This is a genomic window from Microcella alkalica, assembly GCF_014137945.1.
Taxonomy (GTDB): Bacteria; Actinomycetota; Actinomycetes; order Actinomycetales; family Microbacteriaceae; genus Microcella; species Microcella alkalica.
Genome location: NZ_JACGWX010000003.1, coordinates 258,493 through 276,466, shown reverse-complemented (window position 1 = coordinate 276,466; position 17,974 = coordinate 258,493). Strand labels below are relative to the sequence as shown.

Here is a 17,974-nt window from a genome sequence, read left to right as displayed (position 1 = left end):
ACGACGGCGCCCGTCGGCACGGCCTAGGCCTTCGCGGCCTTCAGCATGTAGCCGAAGCCGCGCTTGGTCTGGATGAGCGGCTCGTCGGTGTGCTGGTCGAGCTTGCGACGAAGGTACGAGATGTAGCTCTCGACGATGCCGGCGTCGCCGTTGAAGTCGTACTCCCACACGTGGTCTAGGATCTGCGCCTTCGACAGCACCCGGTTCGGGTTGAGCATGAGGTAGCGCAGCAGCTTGAACTCGGTGGGGCTGAGCTCGATCACGGCGTCGCCGACGGTGACCTCGTGCGTGTCCTGGTCCATCGTGAGCTCGCCGGTGCGGATGATCGCGTCGTCCTCCTCCTGCATGGTGCGGCGGAGGATCGCCTTAATGCGCGCGACGATCTCGTCGAGGCTGAAGGGCTTCGTGACGTAGTCGTCACCGCCGACGGTCAGACCCATGATCTTGTCGTCGGTGTCGTCCTTGGCGGTGAGGAAGAGAATGGGGCTCGTGTACCCGCTCGACCGCAGCCGCTTTGTCACACCGAACCCGTTGATGTCGGGAAGCATGACGTCGAGAATGATCAGGTCGGGCTCCTCCTCGAGCACGGCCGAGATCGCCTGGGCGCCGTTGCCGACCGCTCGCACCATGAAGCCCGCGAAGCGGAGCGACGTGGTGAGGAGGTCGCGGATGTTGGGTTCGTCATCAACGATGAGGATCTTCGGTCCATCAGCCATGGCATCAGTATCTGCGCGTCCGTTGCGAGTTTCCTGAACGCCGCGCCAACGATCTCGGAACGGGAAGCCCGGCTTCGGCGCGAACGCGCTGTGAGCCGCCCGCGCGAGGTCGGTGCCCGGCTCTAGATTCGCCGCATGGACATCGTGCTCATCCCGGGATTCTGGCTCGACGGCGACTCGTGGAGCACGGTGACCCCGCCGCTCGCGGTCGCCGGTCACCGCGTGCACCCGCTCACGCTCCCCGGGAAGGAGGCGGAGGCGATCGCCCACGCCGGCATCGGCCTCCGGACGCACATCGACGCGGTCGTCGTGACGATCGACGAACTCGCGGCGGCCGGCTCCGTTCCAGTCGCGCTCGTCGGGCACAGCGGCGGTGCGGCGATCGCGTGGGGCGCGGCGGATGCCCGGCCAGACCTCGTCGGCCGCCTCGTGTTCGTCGACGCGATCCCGTCGGGCGAGGGCAGCGTCGTCAACGATGAACTGCCCGTCGAGGGCGACTCCGTGCCGCTGCCGGCGTGGCATGTCTTCGAGGCGGCCGACCTGGCGGACCTCGATGACGAGCGCCGCGCACAGTTCGCGGCAATCGCCGTGCCCGAGCCCGCGGGCGTCGCGCGTGACCCGCTCCATCTGACGAACGAGGCGCGCTTCCGCATCCCGGTGACGATCATCGCGTGCGAGTTCCCGCGCGAAATGGTCGAGGGGTCGATCGCTTCCGGCGCGGCCTGGGCGGGAGAGCTCGCGCGCATCGAGAGCCTCGAGATCGTGGAGCTGCCGACCGGGCACTGGCCCCAGCTGACGCGGCCGGTCGACCTGGGCGAGAGCATCCTTGCCGCCGTCGGCCCCGCCTAGAATGGCGGGCGTGACCGTCCTCATCACCGGCGGTGCCGGATTCATCGGCAGCACCGTCGCGACCGCTTGCCGGGATGCGGGCCTGCAGACGGTCGTGCTCGACGATCTGTCGACGGGAGTGCGCGCGTTCACTACCGAGGGTGCCTTCTACGAGGGGGACGTCGCCGACGGGGCGCTCATCGACCGGATCGTCGCCGAGCACCCTGGCATTGACATCGTCATCCACTGCGCGGCAAAGATCATCGTGCCCCAATCGGTTGAGCAGCCCGTCGACTACTACGAGAACAACGTCGGCAAGGGCATCGACCTGCTTCGTCACCTGCGCCGCAACGGCATCGAGCGCGTCGTGTTCTCGTCGTCAGCCTCGATCTACCGTGCGAGCGAGGACTTCGCCGTCGACGAGCAGTCGGCGATCGAGCCGCTGAGTCCGTACGCGGCGACTAAGGCGATGTTCGAGGCGATCCTCCGCGACGCGGCGCTCGCAGGCGACGTGCACGCCCTGAGCCTCCGCTACTTCAACCCGATCGGCGCCGACCCGCGACTGCGCACGGGCCTGCAGCTCGCCGAGCCGTCGCACGCACTCGGGCGGCTCATCCGGCTCAACGAAGAGGGGAAGCCCTTCACGATCACGGGCGTCGACTGGCCGACTCGCGACGGCACGGGAATCCGCGACTACATCCACGTGTGGGATCTCGCCCGCGCCCACGTCGCCGCGGTGCAGCGCTTCGACGCGGTCGCCGCCAGCGAGGGCCCGGCCGCCGTCATCAACCTCGGCACGGGAGAGGGTGTCACCGTGCGTGAGCTCGTCGCCGCATTCGAGCGCGTCGTCGGCGAGCCCATCGCGACCATCGATCTGCCCCCGCGCTCCGGTGACAGCGCGGGCGTTTACACGCGCAGTGAGCGAGCGCGCGAGCTACTCGGATGGAGGGCCGAGCTCGACCTCGAGCAGGGCATCCGCGATGCCCTCGCGTGGCGGGAGCGCCTTCTCGCCGGCGCGATCGTGTGAGTCGGCCGGGTCACACGCGTCGGGCGCAGCGTCGGCACCTGCCCGGTCGACGGTTCGACTCGGGAGCGCAGGTGAGGCTTGATCAGAGGCATGCCGATGTCGACGCAAGTGCTGGCCGATCGCCTGACAACGGCACGCTGAGCCGGCGGGTGGTTGCTCGTTCCCTTGGTCATCGCGGCGATCGGCGCGGCATCTCCGCTTAGAGCGCCACGCGGCCCGCGGGAGATCTGCGGCGCCGTGTTCCCTGCTCCTCCTACCTGCTTCGTCTCCAGTTTCGACGAGGCGCTCGTAGCGGGCGCGATCACCGTTCTGGCCATCGCCGCCCTCGTCACGGTCATCGGGCTGGCGCCGCGCCATCGAGCGGCGGCGCTCGCCGCCGGCGTCATCGCGACGGCGTGCATCACCGTCACGCTCGCAGTCGCGCGCCTCGTTCTCCCAGGGTCGCTCGGTGGGTGGCCGGCCGATCGCCCCATCCCTCGAGCGCGGAGCTACGCGGCAGCGGCGCCGATCGAGGTCGCGTCCATGATCGTGTAGCTGTAGCCCTGCTCGGCGAGGAACCGCTGGCGATTCTGCGCGAAGTCCTGGTCGACCGTGTCTCGGGCGACGAGGGTGTAGAAGTGCGCGGGCAGCCCGCTCTCCTTCGGGCGCAGCAGTCGTCCGAGCCGCTGCGCCTCCTCCTGCCGCGAGCCGAACGAGCCCGAGACCTGGATCGCGACGGTCGCCTCGGGCAGATCGACCGAGAAGTTCGCGACCTTCGACACTACGAGCACGGGCGTCTCGCCGACGCGGAACTCCTGGAAGAGCCGCTCGCGCTCGTCGACGGGAGTCGACCCGGTCAGCTGCGGCACTCCGAGCGCTTCGGCGAGCTCGTCGATCTGGTCGAGGTACTGCCCGATGATGAGGATGCGCTCGCCCTCGTGCTGGGCCACGAGCTGCTTCACGACCTCGAGCTTCGCCGGGGCGGTCGCTGCGAGTCTGTAGCGCTGGTCGTCGGCGCTCGCCGCGTACTCGAGCCGCTCGGTCGCGGGCAGGTCGACGCGGACCTCGTAGCAGGAGGCGGGGGAGATGTACCCCTGCGCCTCGATCTCCTTCCACGGGGCGTCGAAGCGCTTCGGCCCGATGAGGCTGAACACGTCGCCCTCGCGGCCGTCCTCGCGCACGAGCGTCGCGGTCAGACCGAGGCGACGGCGGGCCTGCAGCTCGGCAGTGAGCTTGAAGACCGGGGCGGGCAGGAGGTGGACCTCGTCGTAGATCACGAGGCCCCAGTCGAGAGCGTCGAGCAGCGCGAGGTGGGCGTACTCGCCCTTCCGCTTCGCGGTGAGGATCTGGTAGGTCGCGATCGTGACGGGCTTGATCTCCTTGAGCTGGCCCGAGTACTCGCCGATCTCGTCCGCCGTGAGCGAGGTCCGGCGCAGGAGCTCATCGCGCCACTGGCGGGCGGAGACGGTGTTGGTGACGAGGATCAGCGTCGTGGTGTCGGCCGCCGCCATGGCCGCCGCACCGACGAGGGTCTTGCCCGCGCCGCAGGGCAGGACCACGACGCCCGAGCCGCCCTCGAAGAAGTGATCGACGGCGGTCTGCTGGTACGGCCGCATGCTCCACCCGCTCAGGTCGAGGTCGATCTCGTGCGGAGTGCCCGGCGTGTAGCCGGCGAGGTCCTCGGCGGGCCAGCCGATCTTCACGAGCTCCTGCTTGATCTGGCCGCGGGCCCAGGCGGCGAGCTCGAACGCCGAGTGGTCGATGCGCCGGGTGAGAAGGGGGGCGACTCGCTTGTTGTGCGAGATCTCGGTCAGCACCGCGGCATCCGTCGAACGGAGAACGAGATTGCCCTCCTCGTCGCGCACGATGATGAGGCGCCCGTAGCGGCCGACCGTCTCGGTGATGTCGATCGCGACGGACTGCGGCACCGGGAACTTCGCATACCTCTCGAGCACCGCGAGCATCTCCGCGGCCTCGTGACCAGCGGCGCGGGCGTTCCAGAGGCCGAGGCGCGTGATGCGGTAGGTGTGCACGTGCTCGGGGGCGCGCTCGAGCTCGGTGAACACGGCGAGCGCGTGGCGGGCCTCGTCGGCGAGCGGGTTGGCGACCTCCAGCAGCACGGTGCGGTCGCTCTGGACGATGAGCGGGCCCTCAGGATTCATAACGGGCCAGTCTAGGTGCGTCGCCTGAGAGGGGCTGGCGCGGCACGGGCCGACTCGGCACCGGCAGGGGCGCCCGGCGCCCGCGGTCTACTCGAGCGGCTCGAGCGCCGTGATGCTCGAGATCGGCAGGGTGCGCTCGACGTCGGCCTGCAGGTCACGGCCGCGGACGCGTGAACCGGCGATTCCGGTGGGCTCGAGCTCGAACACCCGCTCGGTGCCGTCGGGCATCGCGATCGTCGCACGCACGCCGAGCTTTCCGCGCACCGCGAGCTCCCACTGGCGCGAGACCCAGGCGGCCCCGCTCTCGTTGGTCGTCGAGGCGGCTGCGTGCCGCAGGCGCGCGACCGCCGCCAGCACCGCATCCTCGACGGGGGGAGCGGGAGGGCGCGCGGCCGTCGAACGCGGGCGCTCGGGCGGCAGCGCTCCGTCCTCGGGGGCGGCGGGGTACCGGGCATCGATGAGGGTCCAGAGCACGATGGCGGGCTCGACGCGGCTGACGAGCCGGTGGGCGCCAGTGCGTCGCAGACCGAGGGATGCGGTGGCCGCGTCCACGAGGACGGCCTCGAGCATGACGCCGTCATCGCTGCGGACCGCCGTCCGGGCGCCGATCGCTGAGCTCTCGTCGTGGTCGAGCGGACCGACGCGCACTGCGCCGTAGCGCCGCGCGGTCTCCCGCACGAGGTACTCCACCGGCTGCGGCACCCCCGTGAGCGAGATCTCCTGGAGGAACCGAACGAGAGTGTCCGCGGTCTCGCCGAGCGCGATCGCCCGCGTCACGGACTCCTGGGTGATGCGGTACCGGCCGGCGAGCCCCGCGGACTCCATGGCCGCAACGCGGCGCAGGCGCTCGTCGACAGCGCCTTCGAGTGGCCCGGGCGAGACGATGGTGAGGTCGTGCTGCAAGTACACCCTGTCGACGGCGGGAGGCACGAGCGGAGCGAGCACGTCGGCGGCCGCCGCGGCTCCGGCGGTGACGAGGGCCGCGCCGATGGATGACGGGCGACCGTCGGTCGCGATGCCGAGGCGATCGCCCTGGGCGCCGCGTCGGTGCAGGCGGCGCAGGAGGGCATCCCCGCCGGCCGGGTACAGCCAGTCGACGAAGTCGGCGATGCCTTCGCCCCAGCGGGCGTCGACGCGGTCGGCGAGCAGCTCGCGCAGCTCCTCGGGAAGGGCGGATGCCCACGCGTCGGCGAGCGCGGCCCACCGGTCGGCGACGGGGCGGCCGCGCCACTCGTCCACGGCAGGCAGAGGGCGCGTGTGGCCGGCGGAGTCGTCGACGAGCCCGGCGAGGACGGCGAGATCGAGCAGCACGGGGATCTCGTCGAGCTCCGCTTCGGCGGCGGACGCGAGACGCTTCGCCTCGGGAAGCGAGAGTCCGCCCTTGGCGAGGAGCCGCGCGGGGCTCTCTTGGAGGGCGATGAGCAGCTCGGTCACGCGCGTGACCGTCGTGTAGGCCTTCTCGGCGGCTCCCCGGTCGAGGAATCGGCGGTCGGAGTCGTCGACCGGTTCGAGGGCGGGGGGAGCGGGCTCGTCGCGGAGCGCCTCGGAGCTCGGCAGACCGCGCGCCGGCCAGCTCGCGAGCTCGGCGGCGACGGAGGGCCAGACGAGCACGGTGGGGTCGGCCGCGACGGTGGGCGCTGTCCGGCCGTCGGCCGCGTCGCCGAGCGCCACGAGAGCGGCCCGCTCGGCGGGAACGAGGTCGTGCAGCAGCGCCGTCGGCTCGCGGTCGAGCGCTGCCGCGAGCTCGGACAGCGGCAGGCCGTCGGGGTGCTGGCCGGCGGTCGCGATCGCGGCGAGCGCGCGGCGGCTGAGCGCTGCGAGCGAGGAGGCGACGGTGCCGCCGTCGAGGAGCGCCTCGGCGAGGTCGAAGACGTCGCGCAGCCCGGCGGGGCTCACGCCTCGGTCGCGGATCAGGCGAGCGAGGCTCGCGTCATCCCGGTCGCGCAGCCGCGCGGCCAGGGCCAGGGAGGCGGCGCTAGTGCCCGGCATCCCGCGCGGCCCGCCCCCGGCGCACGGCGCTCACGACGAGCAGCGTGATGATGAGGACGAACCCGATGGGCAGCCCGATGAGGGGCAGGACGGTCACGGCCGGCCAGATGCCGACGGCGAAGTCGCCGCGTTCGAGCCCGGAAGCCGTCGCGATGATCACGGCCACGAAGCTCGCGAGGCTGAGCACGATGATGCCGGCGACCATGTAGGCCAGAATGCGCTCCACGCGGTTGGTCATCACGACGGATTCTTCTGGCACGTGACCAGGATAGGTGCCGCCGCCGACCCCGCAGTACCCCCGATCCTGGGGTCGCCGTATCGCGGTATCCTCGAAGGCTGGATCATCCACAGGCGAGGAGTGAGCGCATGCCCACCGGCAAGGTCAAGTTCTACGACCAGGAAAAGGGATTCGGGTTCATCAGCGGCGACGATGGCTCCGAGGTCTTCCTGCACGCCTCCGCACTGCCCGAGGGGGCGGTCGTGAAGGCGGGAAGCCGCCTCGAGTTCGGGGTGGCGGACGGCAAGCGCGGCGCGCAGGCCCTCTCGGTGCGCGTGCTCGACGCCAAGCCGAGCCTCGCGAAGGCCCACCGCAAGCCCGCCGATGAGATGTCGATCATCGTGGAGGACCTCATCAAGCTCCTCGACGGCGTCGGCGGCCGGCTCAAGGGCGGGCGCTACCCCGACGGCGAGCACGGCGCCAAGATCGCGGCCGTGCTGCGCCGCGTCGCGGACGAGCTGGATGCCTGAGTCTGGCGCGGTGCCCGATCGATCCGCGCTCGAGCCTCTCGCTCGGGACGCGCTCGGGGCGATCACGAACCCGAGGCAGGTCGGTGCGCTGCGCGACGTGACGATCGCCGACGACATCGCGACGGTTCGCTTCTCGACGACGCAGGGCGGCTATCCCGGATGGGCGTGGACGGTCAGCATCGCCGTCAACCCCGGCATGGAGCCCGGGATCCTCGAGACCGAGCTCATGCCGGGCGACGGCGCGCTCGTCGCTCCCGACTGGGTTCCCTGGGCCGACCGGCTCGAGGACTACCTCGCGCAGCAGGCCGAGACGGGCGCTTCCGACGGCGCTGACGGCGATGAGGACGACGACGAGGACGACGACGACCACGAGCTCGATGACGAGGACGACGACGACCACGAGCTCGATGACGACGTCGACGGGGTCGACATCGATCTGCATGCGGATGACGAGGATCCGGACGACGGCGATGACGACGACGACGATGACGGCGATGACGACGACGACGAAGACGACGAAGACGACGAAGACGACGACGGCGACGAAGAGGACGACCTCGACGATGACGAGGACGCCGACGCCGACGACGACCTCGATGAGGACGACGACTCCGGGCTCTGAGCCCTGCTGGCGCTGCGGCTAGGTCCGCCGGGAGGAGACGACCCAGCCGGCCATGCCGAGCAGGAGCCCGACGCCGATCGTGATCAGACTGCCGACGCTGGCGTCCCGATCGGTCAGCACGATGATCCCGACGGTGATGACGCCCGCGATGATCCAGCCGATGAGACCGATCGTGAAGGCGAGGCGGTCATCGGTGCGTAGCGGCGCCGGGTCGGGCCGGCGCTCGGCGCTGCGCACCCACAGTCGCAACGGTCAGCCCGCCGTGCTCTCGAGCACGAAGTCGATGGCGCGCGTCAGCTGGCGCACGTCGTCGGGCTCGATCGCCACGAAGGTCGCGATGCGCAGCTGGTTGCGGCCGAGCTTGCGGTAGGGCTCGGTGTCGACGATGCCGTTCGCGCGCAGGATCTTCGCGACCGCGGCGGCGTCGACCGAGTCGTCGAAGTCGATCGTGACGACCACCTGCGATCGGTGGGCTGGGTCGGTCACGAAGGGCGTCGCGAGCGCGTGCGCCTCGGCCCAGGCGTAGAGGTGGTTCGAGCTCTCGGCGGTGCGGGCGCTCGCCCAGGGGAGACCGCCCTCGCCGTTGATCCAGCGCACCTGCTCGTCGAGCAGGACGAGCGTCGCGAGCGCGGGCGTGTTGAGGGTCTGCTGCAGGCGCGAGTTGTCGATCGCGGCCGTGAGGGAGAGGAAGGGAGGGATGTACCGCTCGCTCGCCGCGATCCGCTCTGCGCGCTCGATGGCGGCGGGGCTCATGAGTGCGAGCCAGAGTCCGCCGTCGCCGGCGAAGTTCTTCTGGGGGGCGAAGTAGTAGACGTCGGTCTCGGTGACGTCGAAGTCGATGCCGCCCGCGGCGCTCGTCGCGTCGACGACAGTGAGCGCATCGTGGGATGCCCCGACCCGCGTCACCGGAGCGCTCACGCCCGTCGACGTCTCGTTGTGGGGGTATGCGTACACGTCGACGCCGTCGACGACCTCGAGCGCGCCCCGCGTGCCGCCCGGCGTTGTGACCACGTGGGGGGTGCGGAGCCAGGGCGCGCTCGCCGAGGCGACAAATTTGCTGCCGAACTCGCCGAAGTCCAGGTGGGCGCTGCGCTGCTCGATCAGACCGAACGCGGCGACATCCCAGAAGGCAGTCGAGCCGCCGTTGCCGATGACGACCTCGTAGCCGTCGGGAAGGCGGAAGAGGTCCGCGAGACCGCTGCGCACGCTCGTGACGAGATCCTTCACGGGCGCCTGACGATGTGAGGTGCCGAGAAGGTCTCGTGCGGCGGAAAGGGCGGCGAGCTGCTCGGGGCGGACCTTCGACGGCCCGCAGCCGAACCGGCCGTCGCGGGGGAGGAGCTCGGCGGGGATCACGGACTCGGCCATGGCTCGATCCTATGCCGGGAGGGAGGACCGACCGCCGACGGTTAGGCTCTCCTTAGCTTCTTAGCTTGTAGTGCGACGGAGGAGGAGACCGCGTGACCGATCTGGTCGACACCACCGAGATGTACCTGCGAACGATCCTCGATCTCGAGGAGGAGGGGATAACCCCCCTTCGGGCTCGCATCTCCGAGCGCATCGGGCACTCGGGCCCCACGGTCTCCCAGACGGTCGCGCGGATGGAGCGCGACGGCCTCGTGAGGGTCGAGGGCGACCGGCACCTCGAGCTCACGGAGGGCGGTCGGCGCAAGGCCATCGGCGTCATGCGCAAGCACCGTCTGGCCGAGCGGCTCCTCGCAGACGTCATCGGGCTCGACTGGTCGCTCGTGCACGAGGAGGCCTGCCGGTGGGAGCACGTCATGAGCGAGCAGGTCGAGCGCCGGCTCCTTGAGCTCCTGGAGTCGCCGACCGAGTCACCGTACGGCAACCCGATCCCTGGCCTGGAGGAGATCGGCGGCGTCGCGGCGGAGCAGTTCCTCGACGGCGTCATCTCCGTGCCCGCCGCGGTCGCGGCCGGCACGCGGCACTGCACGATCCGGCGCCTCGCCGAGCCCGTCCAGTTCGATGCCGACCTGCTCCACCAGCTGCACGAGGCGGGCGTTCTGCCCGGTGCGGAGGCGACGATACGTGGCGAATCGAACGGCTGGATCAGTGTCGACATCGTCGGCCGCGCCGAGGGGATCGAGCTGCCTCTCGAGGTCGCGCGGCATATTTACGTCGGTGACTGACGTATTTACACAACATCTAGTGTTCGCATCTCGATTGTGACCTTCTCGTAACCTCGAGTACACTCGCAAAGTCCGACACGGCCACCCAGCCGACTAGGGCTCTGCGCGCGGCGCTCTCGCTTGCCCGTCTCGCGCGCGGACCGTGGATTACACGAAAGAGGACGGGCCGCACCAAGGAGCGGCGAGGCGCAGGAGGTCACACTCTTGATCCAAGGCACTGTTCCCGGTTCCGTTTCTCGGACGGAGACCGGCGGCTCCACCGCACGCTCCCGTCGATCCTCTCTTCGCGGCACGACGCTCAACGTCACCGTCATGGCCGTCGCAACCGGCCTCGTGGCGACGCTCGCCCTCCCCGGCTACGCCGTGAATCCCGCGGCGAACGCCGACGGCGTCGAGGCGGCCGAGGCTATGGCGCAGCTGCGTTCGACGCAGTCGCAGAGCCTCACGGTCGAGGCGGCGACGGCGCAGACCGTCTCGCGCGACCAGTTCACAGCGACCACCGAGGAAGAGCTCGCTGCAGCGCAGGCCGCGGCGCAGGCCGCGGCTCAGGCCGCGGCGGCATCAGCGGCCGCCGCCGAGCGTCGCGCCGAGCTCGCTGCGACCTACACGGCGTACAGCGGACCGACCGCGCAGGACTTCCTTGCGGCGCCCCCCGCGTCCTACAGCCAGAGCGCGGTCGTGAACATCGGCCTCCAGTACGTGGGCACCCCGTACCGGTATGGCGGAACGACGCCCGCGGGCTTCGACTGCTCGGGCTTCACCGCCTACGTATTCGCCCAGGTCGGCATCTCCCTCCCGCACAGCGTCTCCGGCCAGGCGTCGATGGGCACCAAGATCTCGCGCGCGGATGCCGTGCCCGGCGATCTCGTCATCCTCAACGACCACAGTCACGTCGGCATCTACATGGGCAACGGCGCGATCCTCGACGCGCCCTACCCCGGCAAGACCGTGCAGGCGCGCCCGCTCTGGACCGACGCGTACTACATCGTCCGCATCGGCTGAACGGCTAGCGCACTCCGCCCCGCAGGGGTGAACAGCCCGTGAATCGGCGCGCCCGCTCAGCCGGGTGCGCCGATTCTGGGTTAGCCTGAAGGCCTCGGCGCCATCAGAGGACACAACCGGGAGAGGCCATGTGCGAGCGACGCGACATCCAAACCGTGGATGCGCGCGCCGTCTTCCGCATACGGCACAGCGTTCGCACGGCCCTGCCCTGTCAGGGTCGCGCGAGGACGAGCACCGCAGTCTGACTGCGGTGCTTTTTTTGTGCCCGCCACGTCGGGCGCGCTGAACCTCCCGCCCGCGATCGCATCGGGACGCAAGGACAGCCCGCAGGCCATGCGGGCTCCGTTCATGGAGGTCAGCGGATGCGCACTCTCGTTCTCAACGCCGGTTACGAGCCCCTCGCGGTCGTCTCGTTCCGACGAGCCCTCGTGCTCGTCATGAACGGCAAGGCCGTCGTCCTCGCCCGCGACGACGCGCACCCCGTCATCGGGATCCACGACGCATTCGAGCGGCCGAGCGTCATCGTGCTCCGGCGCTACGTGCGCATCCCGCATTCGCGGCAGGTCCCGCTCACCCGACGCGGAGTGCTGCGGCGCGACGGCAACCGCTGCGCCTACTGCGGCTCGACGGCCACGACGATCGATCACGTCATGCCGCGCTCGCGCGGCGGCGCCGACTCGTGGGACAACCTCGTCGCCTGCTGCCTGAAGTGCAACAACATCAAGAGCGACCGCACGCCGGCGGAGATGGGGTGGCGACTGCGCGTCCAGCCCAAGGCCCCGCACGGGACTGCCTGGCTCGTGCGCGGCATCGAGCGCCCGCAGCCGGCGTGGGACGAGTACCTCGCACCGATCGCGGCGTAGGGCGGGCATCCGCCGATCGTCGTCGACCGGCGTGGCGGCCCCCCAGCTGTCAGCCCGCGAAGGCCGCGTCGTAGAACGCGCGGAGCTCGGGGGAGTCCTCGCCCGTGACGCCGCAGCCCGTGATCGGCGACGCGGAGTGTCGGTGCAGCAGACACGGCTGCTCCGCAGCGGCCCGTGCCGAGCCGCCGTCACCCCCGCAGGGGCGGCTGTCCGGGCTCATCTCTCCGCTGACGGGCATCACGATCACAGCGGCGATGCCGGACCTCTCACTCTCAGCGGTCGAGAGCCGCGTCGATCTCGGCCCGACGGGCGATCAGCATCGCGTCGGAGGCCTCGCGCGGGAGCGGGCAAGCATCCGTGAAGGCGATTGCGCCCTTCGAGCGCTTGAGGTCGCCCAGCAGGTGGGCTCCCGCCTCGATGACGGCGGGGCTGAAGGGGTGGACCGAGTATCCGGCGGAAGTCGCCGCGACGGCGATGAGCGGACGCCCGCGGTACCGCAGCGCGGGCATGCCGTACGAGACTCCCTCGGTGGAGCGCGGCTCGAGCTCGAGTGCGCGAGCGTGCCAGCCGGCGCGAACCTCACGGGCGGGCTGCGGGGCGGCGGCGATCGCGGCGGCGACCGGATGCTCGGGGCTCGTGTCGGGCATCCGCGCATGCTCGCAGAGGCCGCCGGCCGCGGAAAGGGGCGGCGATGCCGCGGCCGTCGCCGATTAGAGTGGAGGGGTCAGCCTCTGTAGCTCAATGGAAGAGCAGTTCCGTCCTAAGGAAAGGGTTGGGGGTTCGAGTCCCTCCAGGGGCACCAACGTCGCTCGCCGCGGCTGTTCTCCGGCGTCACGACTCCGCGTCGTACATGAACTCGCGCAGCTCCTGCGGGCACCGGCAGCGATCGCGATCCGCTGCGCCCAGTGCAGCGCCTCCTCGCGCGTCGGCACCTGAATGATGGTGACGCCTCCGTCGAAGGGCGGGTAGATCGGCGCGCTCACCGCGCCGTCGGCGGACACCGCGACCGGCTCGACATCCTCGTTGATCCCCCCGCCGAAGACGTAGGCGCCCGCGGCCTTGATGTCGCGGATCACCTGGTGCGACTCGTCGACGGCCTGCTGCCACTCGCCGTCCGGCACCTCCATGACGCCGCTCGGGAAGGAGATCATGTACGCGGTCATCGCAGTGCTCCTTCGGGTCGGATGCTCGGCCGAGGTCGCAGCGCGCTCGACATCCGGCCGGCACGGCGACAGGAGTCGAATTATTTCGGCCGCGGCCGCGGAGGGCAAGGCCGTGGGACGATCCGCGGCCGGGGTCGAGGCTTGGGGCATGAGAAAGCTCTACTACGCAGGCGGATCCATCATCATCAGCGACCAGGTGTGCAAGTCGATACTGCGCTACGGGCGCGCGCTCGCCCGCAGCGGGTCGTCCGACCTCGTCGTCCTCCCCGCCTTCACGGAGAACTTCGGCAAGGGCGTCGCGCACATCCTGCTCGGGCCGGCGAGCCAGATGCTGTCGGTGCCCACGGCCGAGTTCGACATCGACCTCGCCGACGCGCACATGGTCGAGATCCTCGAGTCGCGCACCAGGGAGCTCCAGCCCGATCGGCCCGAATGGCAAGAGGACGTCGCCGAAGTCTCCAGCCTCGACGGCTACGACTGGGGGATCTGACCCCCTATCGCAGACGCCAGGGCGCGATCGCGTGCAGGAGGGGAGCCGCCGAGGCGCCCATCAGTACCCAGCCGAGGACCTCGTCGGTCGGACGGAGCAGAACGCCCCCGATGAGAAGGGCTGCGAAGAGGATCGCCGAGGTCGTGCGGCGCACGCTGCCGTCGATGACGCGCAATCGCTGCTCGAGCTCAGGGCTGCGGACGGCGAGCTCGCCGCGGTCGACGCGGGTGGCGAGAGCATCCAGTCGTTGGGGGAGCCGGGCGAGCGCCGACAGGATCGACACGGCCTCGCGACCGAGCGATCGGGCCGTAGATGCGCCGCCGCCGTTGAGGAGGGTGCGGGCGAAGGGGTCGACGGCATCCCACATGTTGAAGTCGCGGTTGAGCGCGCTCGTGACGCCCGAGATGAGCGAGATGGTGCGGATCAGCAGGAGGAAGCTCTCCGGCAGCTGGAACGGCAGCGTGCGGATGACCTCGCTGAACTGGCGGGCGAACGCCTCGAGCTCGCGCGGGTCGATGCGGGTGAGCTCGGCGACGCCCATGCCGCCGAAGCGGTCGAAGAGGGCCGTGATCGCGCGCTCGAGCTCGACCGTGTCGGCCGAGGGCAGCAGCACGCCGAGACGCTGCGTCGCCGCGACCCAGCCGCGGGCGTCGCGGGCGGCGACGGCGAAGATGAACTGCCGCAGCCCGTCGCGCAGCTCGTCGTCGATCTCGCCCATCATCCCGAAGTCGATGAAGGTCAGCGCGAAGCCGCCGGGGTCGCCGTTGACAGCGGGGGTGACGAAGATGTTGCCGGGGTGCGGGTCGGCGTGGAAGAACCCGGCGACGAAGATCTGCTCGAAGGTGGCGCGCGCGAGCTCGGCGGCGACGGCGTTCGGGTCGATGCCCGCGGCCTGCAGCGCGGCGACGTCGGCGATCTTGATCGCCGTGACGTCGGAGAGCGTCAGCAGGCGGCGGGCGCTTCGCTCCCAGACGACGACGGGCGTGCCGACGCGCGGGTCGTCGGCGAAGTCGGCGGCGAAGCGCTCGACGTTGATCGCCTCGTGGACGTAGTCGATCTCCTCGAGGCTGGTCGTCGCGAACTCCTCGACGAGCGCGGGGGCGTCGGTGCGGCGGTTGACGAGCTTCACGCGCGACAGCCAGCGGCCGACGCGGCGCAGGGCGGCGAGATCGACCTCGACGATCTGCTCGATGCCGGGCCGCAGCACCTTGACGACGACCTCGTCGAAGCCGACATCGGCGGCGATGCCGGGGGAGAGCCGGGCGCGATGCGCCTGGCCGAGGGAAGCGGCCGCGATCGGCGTCGGGTCGACGAACGCGAAGGCGCGAGCAAGGGGGATGCCCAGCTCGCGCTCGGCTTGCGCGACGATCGCCGCGAACGGCTCGGGAGCCACCTCGTCCTGCAGCCCCTCGAGCTCGCGCGTGATCTCGGGCGGCAGGACGTCGAGGCGCGATGAGAGGAACTGGCCGACCTTGATCATGAGCCCGCCGAGGTCGGCGGCGAGGCCGTGGAAGCGTCGCGAGAGCCGCTGCAGGCGCCGGATGCGCCCGCGCGCGGCGAGACGGGAGAGACCGAACCGCGGCAGCACCAGCTCGAACCACCAGGCCTGCACGAGCGCGCGCGCCGCGAAGCGCATGATTCGGCGGTAGCGCGCACGCAGGGCCGGATCGCGCTGAACCTCGGCGGAGAGCGATTCGTCGCCGGGCGTCGGCACCCTCCTAGCCTTCGGCGAGGAGCGCGTAGAGCTTGCGGCGCGTCTCGTCGAGCAGGGCTGCGGCGCGCTCCTTCTGCTCGCGCGAGCCCGACTGCGCGACCTGCGCTGCGGCCTGGACGAGCTTCGCGCCGGCGCGCGGCACGGCTGCCGTGCTCTCGTCCCAGCGCGGGCCGCGCCAGTGCTCACGGCGGTCGTGGTCGGCGGGGTCGGCGTCGTCGCGGTCCGCCGCGGAGGCGGCGGCCGCCGCGAGCGTCTCGGCGGCGGCCGCGCGGCCCGTCTCGGTGAGCGAGTAGACCGTGCGCTCTCCGTCGTTCTGCGTGTGGAGGAGACCTTCGTCGGTGAGCTGCTGCAGCATCGGGTAGACCTCGCTCGCGCCGGGCATCCACGCCCCGCCGCTCGATGCGGCGATCGTCTGCATGACCTGGTGGCCGTTCATCGGCTCGCGCGAGAGGGCGGAGAGCACGGCCACTCGGATGTCGCCGCGAGTCGAGGTCGAGGAGCGAGCGCCGGATCGAGGCGCGAACGCGTCGCGGATGCCGTCGACGGCCTCGCGGATGTCGAAGCCGGCGGAGGAGGAGCTGCGCATCGGAGTGTCCCTTCGGGAGAGGGCGGCGCGAACGGCCGCCGGACTGATGCCGACGCTACGCCGCGTCGCTGGATGCGCGCTCACCGCTGACCGCAAGCACCTGATGTGCGGGCTGAGCGCCTGCCTATCCTTTCGCGATGCGTTTCACCTCGACTGGGCGGCGCGATCGGGAGGTGCGCTGAGGCGCGGTCTGCTGGAGTCCGCCCCCCGCTCAGTCGGCCAGGAGCTGGGCGATGCGGTGCTCGATGAGCTCCTTGAGCACGAGAGAGGTCGCAGTGCGGCGGATGCCCGGGCATCGAAGGATCTGCTGGCCGATCTCGTAGAGGTGGTCGGCATCGCGCGCGACGACCTGGATGAGCAGGTCGTTCACGCCCGACATCGCGACGCACTCGATGATCTCGGGAATCTCGCGCAGCGCGACCATCGCATCGTCGAAGCGGTGCTGATCGACCTCGGCGGTCACCATCGCCCGTACGGCGTAGCCGAGCGATTCGGGATGCGCGGTGATCGAGTGCGGGCGCAGTGTGCGGCCGTCGAACAGCTGGCTGATCCGGTTCTGCACCGTGCCGCGCGCGAGGCCGAGGCTGTCGGCGAGCCAGCCGACCGTCGCGCGCGGGTCGCGATCGAGAGCGGCGAGGATGCGCCGGCTCGACGCATCGAGGAGTCTGGGCGATTTGACCATGGTGCGCTCACTGTACGCGCTCACGATGCTCGAATCGATCAGTTCTCGGGGTCGGTCTGGCGAAACTGGCGCGTTCGGCGTTGACTCACTGGTCATGATGCGCACCGGTGCGCGAGCGGCGATCCCGCGCGGGCCCCGGATCGATCCCGCCCACGACCGCACCGATCTCTCTGGAGTCATCATGCCGACCGCACCCCTGCCCGACTTCACCCACGAGCGCGTCTCGACCGTGCGCGGCGAGCGCTCGAGTCTCGCGATCACCGTCGCCCTGCACTCCTCGGCGATCGGCCCCGCGCTCGGCGGCTGCCGCATGTGGCGCTACCCGCAATGGATCGACGGCGTCGCCGACGCCATGCGCCTCGCCTCGGCGATGACGATGAAGAACGCGCTCGCCGACATCGGCGCGGGCGGAGGCAAGTCGGTCATCGCGCTCGGCCCCGATGATGTCGTCGACGACGAGCGCCGCCGCGCCGCGCTCCTTGACCTCGGCGACCTGATCGAGACCTTCGACGGCCGCTACCGGACGGCCGAGGACGTCGGCACGACCGAGCACGACATGCTCGTCGTGCGCGAGCGCACCGAGCACGTCGTCGGCCTGCCCGCGGCCAGCGGGGGAGCGGGGGAGCCCGCGGAGGGCACCGCGCTCGGGGTGTACGTCTCGATCGAGCGCGTGATCGAGGAGCTCTTCGACTCGGGCTCGCTCGTCGGTCGCTCGTTCGTCATCTCGGGCCTCGGGCAGGTGGGCTCGCGCCTCGCCGAGCGCCTCGCCCGCGCCGGCGCTCAGCTCTTCGTCACCGACATCGCCGAGTCGAAGCGGGCCCTCGCCGCCGACCTCGGAGCGACCTGGATCGACGTCGACGCCGCCCTCACGACCCCCGCCGACGTGTTCGTGCCCGCCGGTCTCGGCGGCGTCCTCACGCCCGCCGCGATCGCGACACTGCCCGTGCGCGCCGTCGTCGGCCCGGCCAACAATCCGTTGGCCTACCGGTCGGGGGCCGAGCACCTGGCGGCCCGCGGCATCCTGTACGCCCCCGACTTCGTCGTGAACGCCGGTGGCGTGATCCACCTCGCGCTCACCGGCGACGGGGCCTCGCCGGCGGCGATCGATGCGCGGCTGCGCGGCATCGGCGACACGCTCTCGGAGGTCCTGTGCGCCGCCCGAGCGAAGGGCGTGACGCCGCTCGCGGCGGCCGAGGCGCTCGCTGTCGATCGCGTCGAGCGGGCGCGCGCCGGGATGCTGCTCGCCGGCTAGCG

General features: G+C 70.9%; 21 protein-coding genes and 1 tRNA gene. 11 read left to right on the top strand and 11 right to left on the bottom strand.

The annotated features are described in order from the left end of the window. Positions 1–23 precede the first annotated feature (23 nt). A complete protein-coding gene (locus FHX53_RS08135) occupies positions 24–716 on the bottom strand; it encodes a response regulator transcription factor (protein WP_055896996.1) in 693 nt (230 codons plus the stop codon). Between the two features lie 135 nt (positions 717–851). On the opposite strand from FHX53_RS08135, the gene FHX53_RS08130 reads away from it, so the two are divergent. From FHX53_RS08130 to FHX53_RS08120, 3 genes are all read left to right on the top strand, one after another. Continuing rightward, positions 852–1,565: an alpha/beta fold hydrolase gene (locus FHX53_RS08130; protein ID WP_182490845.1), complete on the top strand. Its 714-nt coding sequence runs from the start codon at positions 852–854 to the stop codon at positions 1,563–1,565. Between the two features lie 10 nt (positions 1,566–1,575). Then, positions 1,576–2,571 (top strand): UDP-glucose 4-epimerase GalE, encoded by a 996-nt coding sequence (galE, locus tag FHX53_RS08125; RefSeq protein WP_343050914.1) that lies wholly within the window; start codon positions 1,576–1,578, stop codon positions 2,569–2,571. Between the two features lie 153 nt (positions 2,572–2,724). Continuing rightward, positions 2,725–3,105 (top strand): hypothetical protein, encoded by a 381-nt coding sequence (locus FHX53_RS08120; protein WP_182490843.1) that lies wholly within the window; start codon positions 2,725–2,727, stop codon positions 3,103–3,105. Here the strand turns inward: FHX53_RS08120 and FHX53_RS08115 are convergent. From FHX53_RS08115 to FHX53_RS08105, 3 genes are all read right to left on the bottom strand, one after another. Next, a complete protein-coding gene (locus tag FHX53_RS08115; RefSeq protein WP_182490842.1) occupies positions 3,060–4,712 on the bottom strand; it encodes a DNA repair helicase XPB in 1,653 nt (550 codons plus the stop codon). The genes FHX53_RS08120 and FHX53_RS08115 overlap by 46 nt on opposite strands. Before the next feature lie 87 nt (positions 4,713–4,799). Then, positions 4,800–6,701, bottom strand: a complete 1,902-nt coding sequence (locus FHX53_RS08110; protein ID WP_182490841.1) for a helicase-associated domain-containing protein — start codon at positions 6,699–6,701, stop codon at positions 4,800–4,802. Next, the gene (locus FHX53_RS08105; protein WP_055856932.1) at positions 6,688–6,939 is read right to left on the bottom strand and encodes a hypothetical protein; all 252 of its coding nucleotides are present in this window, start codon (positions 6,937–6,939) and stop codon (positions 6,688–6,690) included. The genes FHX53_RS08110 and FHX53_RS08105 overlap by 14 nt, the downstream gene beginning before the upstream one ends. 128 nt (positions 6,940–7,067) lie before the next feature. Here FHX53_RS08105 and FHX53_RS08100 point away from each other — a divergent pair, with 128 nt between their 5' ends. After that, positions 7,068–7,448 carry a cold-shock protein gene (locus FHX53_RS08100; protein WP_055856929.1) on the top strand — a complete coding sequence of 127 codons (381 nt, stop codon included), beginning with the start codon at positions 7,068–7,070 and terminating at the stop codon, positions 7,446–7,448. 10 nt (positions 7,449–7,458) lie between these two features. Then, positions 7,459–8,070, top strand: coding sequence for a DUF3027 domain-containing protein (locus FHX53_RS08095; protein ID WP_343050911.1), 612 nt, complete (start codon positions 7,459–7,461; stop codon positions 8,068–8,070). 18 nt (positions 8,071–8,088) lie between these two features. Here the strand turns inward: FHX53_RS08095 and FHX53_RS08090 are convergent, their stop codons facing one another. Both FHX53_RS08090 and serC read right to left on the bottom strand, forming a co-directional pair. Next, a complete protein-coding gene (locus FHX53_RS08090) occupies positions 8,089–8,307 on the bottom strand; it encodes a hypothetical protein (RefSeq protein ID WP_182490839.1) in 219 nt (72 codons plus the stop codon). A gap of 15 nt (positions 8,308–8,322) precedes the next feature. Further along, a complete protein-coding gene (gene serC, locus FHX53_RS08085) occupies positions 8,323–9,438 on the bottom strand; it encodes a phosphoserine transaminase (RefSeq protein ID WP_182490838.1) in 1,116 nt (371 codons plus the stop codon). A 92-nt stretch (positions 9,439–9,530) separates the two neighbouring features. On the opposite strand from serC, the gene FHX53_RS08080 reads away from it, so the two are divergent. The 3 genes from FHX53_RS08080 to FHX53_RS08070 all read left to right on the top strand — a co-directional run bounded on the left by FHX53_RS08080 (position 9,531) and on the right by FHX53_RS08070 (position 12,085). After that, entirely contained in the window at positions 9,531–10,220 is a 690-nt protein-coding gene (locus FHX53_RS08080; RefSeq protein ID WP_182490837.1) for an iron-dependent transcriptional repressor DtxR, read from the top strand. Positions 10,221–10,532: 312 nt separating this feature from the next. Further along, a complete protein-coding gene (locus FHX53_RS08075) occupies positions 10,533–11,222 on the top strand; it encodes a C40 family peptidase (RefSeq protein WP_182490836.1) in 690 nt (229 codons plus the stop codon). Positions 11,223–11,584: 362 nt separating this feature from the next. Further along, positions 11,585–12,085, top strand: coding sequence for an HNH endonuclease (locus tag FHX53_RS08070; protein WP_182490835.1), 501 nt, complete (start codon positions 11,585–11,587; stop codon positions 12,083–12,085). Positions 12,086–12,134: 49 nt separating this feature from the next. Here the strand turns inward: FHX53_RS08070 and FHX53_RS08065 are convergent, their stop codons facing one another. Beyond that, on the bottom strand, positions 12,135–12,323 hold the full coding sequence (locus FHX53_RS08065) for a hypothetical protein (RefSeq protein ID WP_182490834.1): 189 nt from the start codon (positions 12,321–12,323) through the stop codon (positions 12,135–12,137). Between the two features lie 34 nt (positions 12,324–12,357). Continuing rightward, a complete protein-coding gene (locus tag FHX53_RS08060; protein WP_182490833.1) occupies positions 12,358–12,732 on the bottom strand; it encodes an iron chaperone in 375 nt (124 codons plus the stop codon). A gap of 80 nt (positions 12,733–12,812) precedes the next feature. Between FHX53_RS08060 and FHX53_RS08055 the strand changes: the two genes are divergently transcribed. Both FHX53_RS08055 and FHX53_RS08050 read left to right on the top strand, forming a co-directional pair. Continuing rightward, positions 12,813–12,887: transfer RNA gene (locus tag FHX53_RS08055), tRNA-Arg, on the top strand. A gap of 260 nt (positions 12,888–13,147) precedes the next feature. Further along, complete coding sequence (locus tag FHX53_RS08050) at positions 13,148–13,738, top strand: hypothetical protein (RefSeq protein WP_182490832.1); 591 nt, start codon at positions 13,148–13,150, stop codon at positions 13,736–13,738. A 4-nt stretch (positions 13,739–13,742) separates the two neighbouring features. Here the strand turns inward: FHX53_RS08050 and FHX53_RS08045 are convergent, their stop codons facing one another. The 3 genes from FHX53_RS08045 to FHX53_RS08035 all read right to left on the bottom strand — a co-directional run bounded on the left by FHX53_RS08045 (position 13,743) and on the right by FHX53_RS08035 (position 16,720). Beyond that, the gene (locus FHX53_RS08045; RefSeq protein WP_182490902.1) at positions 13,743–15,374 is read right to left on the bottom strand and encodes an ABC1 kinase family protein; all 1,632 of its coding nucleotides are present in this window, start codon (positions 15,372–15,374) and stop codon (positions 13,743–13,745) included. Between the two features lie 82 nt (positions 15,375–15,456). Then, positions 15,457–16,038, bottom strand: a complete 582-nt coding sequence (locus FHX53_RS08040) for a PadR family transcriptional regulator (protein WP_182490831.1) — start codon at positions 16,036–16,038, stop codon at positions 15,457–15,459. Positions 16,039–16,249: 211 nt separating this feature from the next. Then, positions 16,250–16,720: an Lrp/AsnC family transcriptional regulator gene (locus FHX53_RS08035; RefSeq protein ID WP_182490830.1), complete on the bottom strand. Its 471-nt coding sequence runs from the start codon at positions 16,718–16,720 to the stop codon at positions 16,250–16,252. Between the two features lie 94 nt (positions 16,721–16,814). Here FHX53_RS08035 and FHX53_RS08030 point away from each other — a divergent pair, with 94 nt between their 5' ends. Beyond that, a complete protein-coding gene (locus FHX53_RS08030; RefSeq protein ID WP_425488307.1) occupies positions 16,815–17,972 on the top strand; it encodes a Glu/Leu/Phe/Val dehydrogenase family protein in 1,158 nt (385 codons plus the stop codon). Positions 17,973–17,974: the final 2 nt, after the last annotated feature.

Coding starts and splice junctions, on each gene's coding strand:
- FHX53_RS08135 (WP_055896996.1), bottom strand. CDS start 716: ATGGCTGATGGACCGAAGATCCTCATCGTTGATGACGAACCCAACATC.
- FHX53_RS08130 (WP_182490845.1), top strand. CDS start 852: ATGGACATCGTGCTCATCCCGGGATTCTGGCTCGACGGCGACTCGTGG.
- FHX53_RS08115 (WP_182490842.1), bottom strand. CDS start 4,712: ATGAATCCTGAGGGCCCGCTCATCGTCCAGAGCGACCGCACCGTGCTG.
- FHX53_RS08110 (WP_182490841.1), bottom strand. CDS start 6,701: ATGCCGGGCACTAGCGCCGCCTCCCTGGCCCTGGCCGCGCGGCTGCGC.
- FHX53_RS08105 (WP_055856932.1), bottom strand. CDS start 6,939: ATGACCAACCGCGTGGAGCGCATTCTGGCCTACATGGTCGCCGGCATC.
- FHX53_RS08100 (WP_055856929.1), top strand. CDS start 7,068: ATGCCCACCGGCAAGGTCAAGTTCTACGACCAGGAAAAGGGATTCGGG.
- serC (WP_182490838.1), bottom strand. CDS start 9,438: ATGGCCGAGTCCGTGATCCCCGCCGAGCTCCTCCCCCGCGACGGCCGG.
- FHX53_RS08075 (WP_182490836.1), top strand. CDS start 10,533: ATGGCCGTCGCAACCGGCCTCGTGGCGACGCTCGCCCTCCCCGGCTAC.
- FHX53_RS08070 (WP_182490835.1), top strand. CDS start 11,585: ATGCGCACTCTCGTTCTCAACGCCGGTTACGAGCCCCTCGCGGTCGTC.
- FHX53_RS08065 (WP_182490834.1), bottom strand. CDS start 12,323: ATGCCCGTCAGCGGAGAGATGAGCCCGGACAGCCGCCCCTGCGGGGGT.
- FHX53_RS08060 (WP_182490833.1), bottom strand. CDS start 12,732: ATGCCCGACACGAGCCCCGAGCATCCGGTCGCCGCCGCGATCGCCGCC.
- FHX53_RS08050 (WP_182490832.1), top strand. CDS start 13,148: ATGTCGCGGATCACCTGGTGCGACTCGTCGACGGCCTGCTGCCACTCG.
- FHX53_RS08045 (WP_182490902.1), bottom strand. CDS start 15,374: ATGCGCTTCGCGGCGCGCGCGCTCGTGCAGGCCTGGTGGTTCGAGCTG.
- FHX53_RS08040 (WP_182490831.1), bottom strand. CDS start 16,038: ATGCGCAGCTCCTCCTCCGCCGGCTTCGACATCCGCGAGGCCGTCGAC.
- FHX53_RS08035 (WP_182490830.1), bottom strand. CDS start 16,720: ATGGTCAAATCGCCCAGACTCCTCGATGCGTCGAGCCGGCGCATCCTC.
- FHX53_RS08030 (WP_425488307.1), top strand. CDS start 16,815: ATGATGCGCACCGGTGCGCGAGCGGCGATCCCGCGCGGGCCCCGGATC.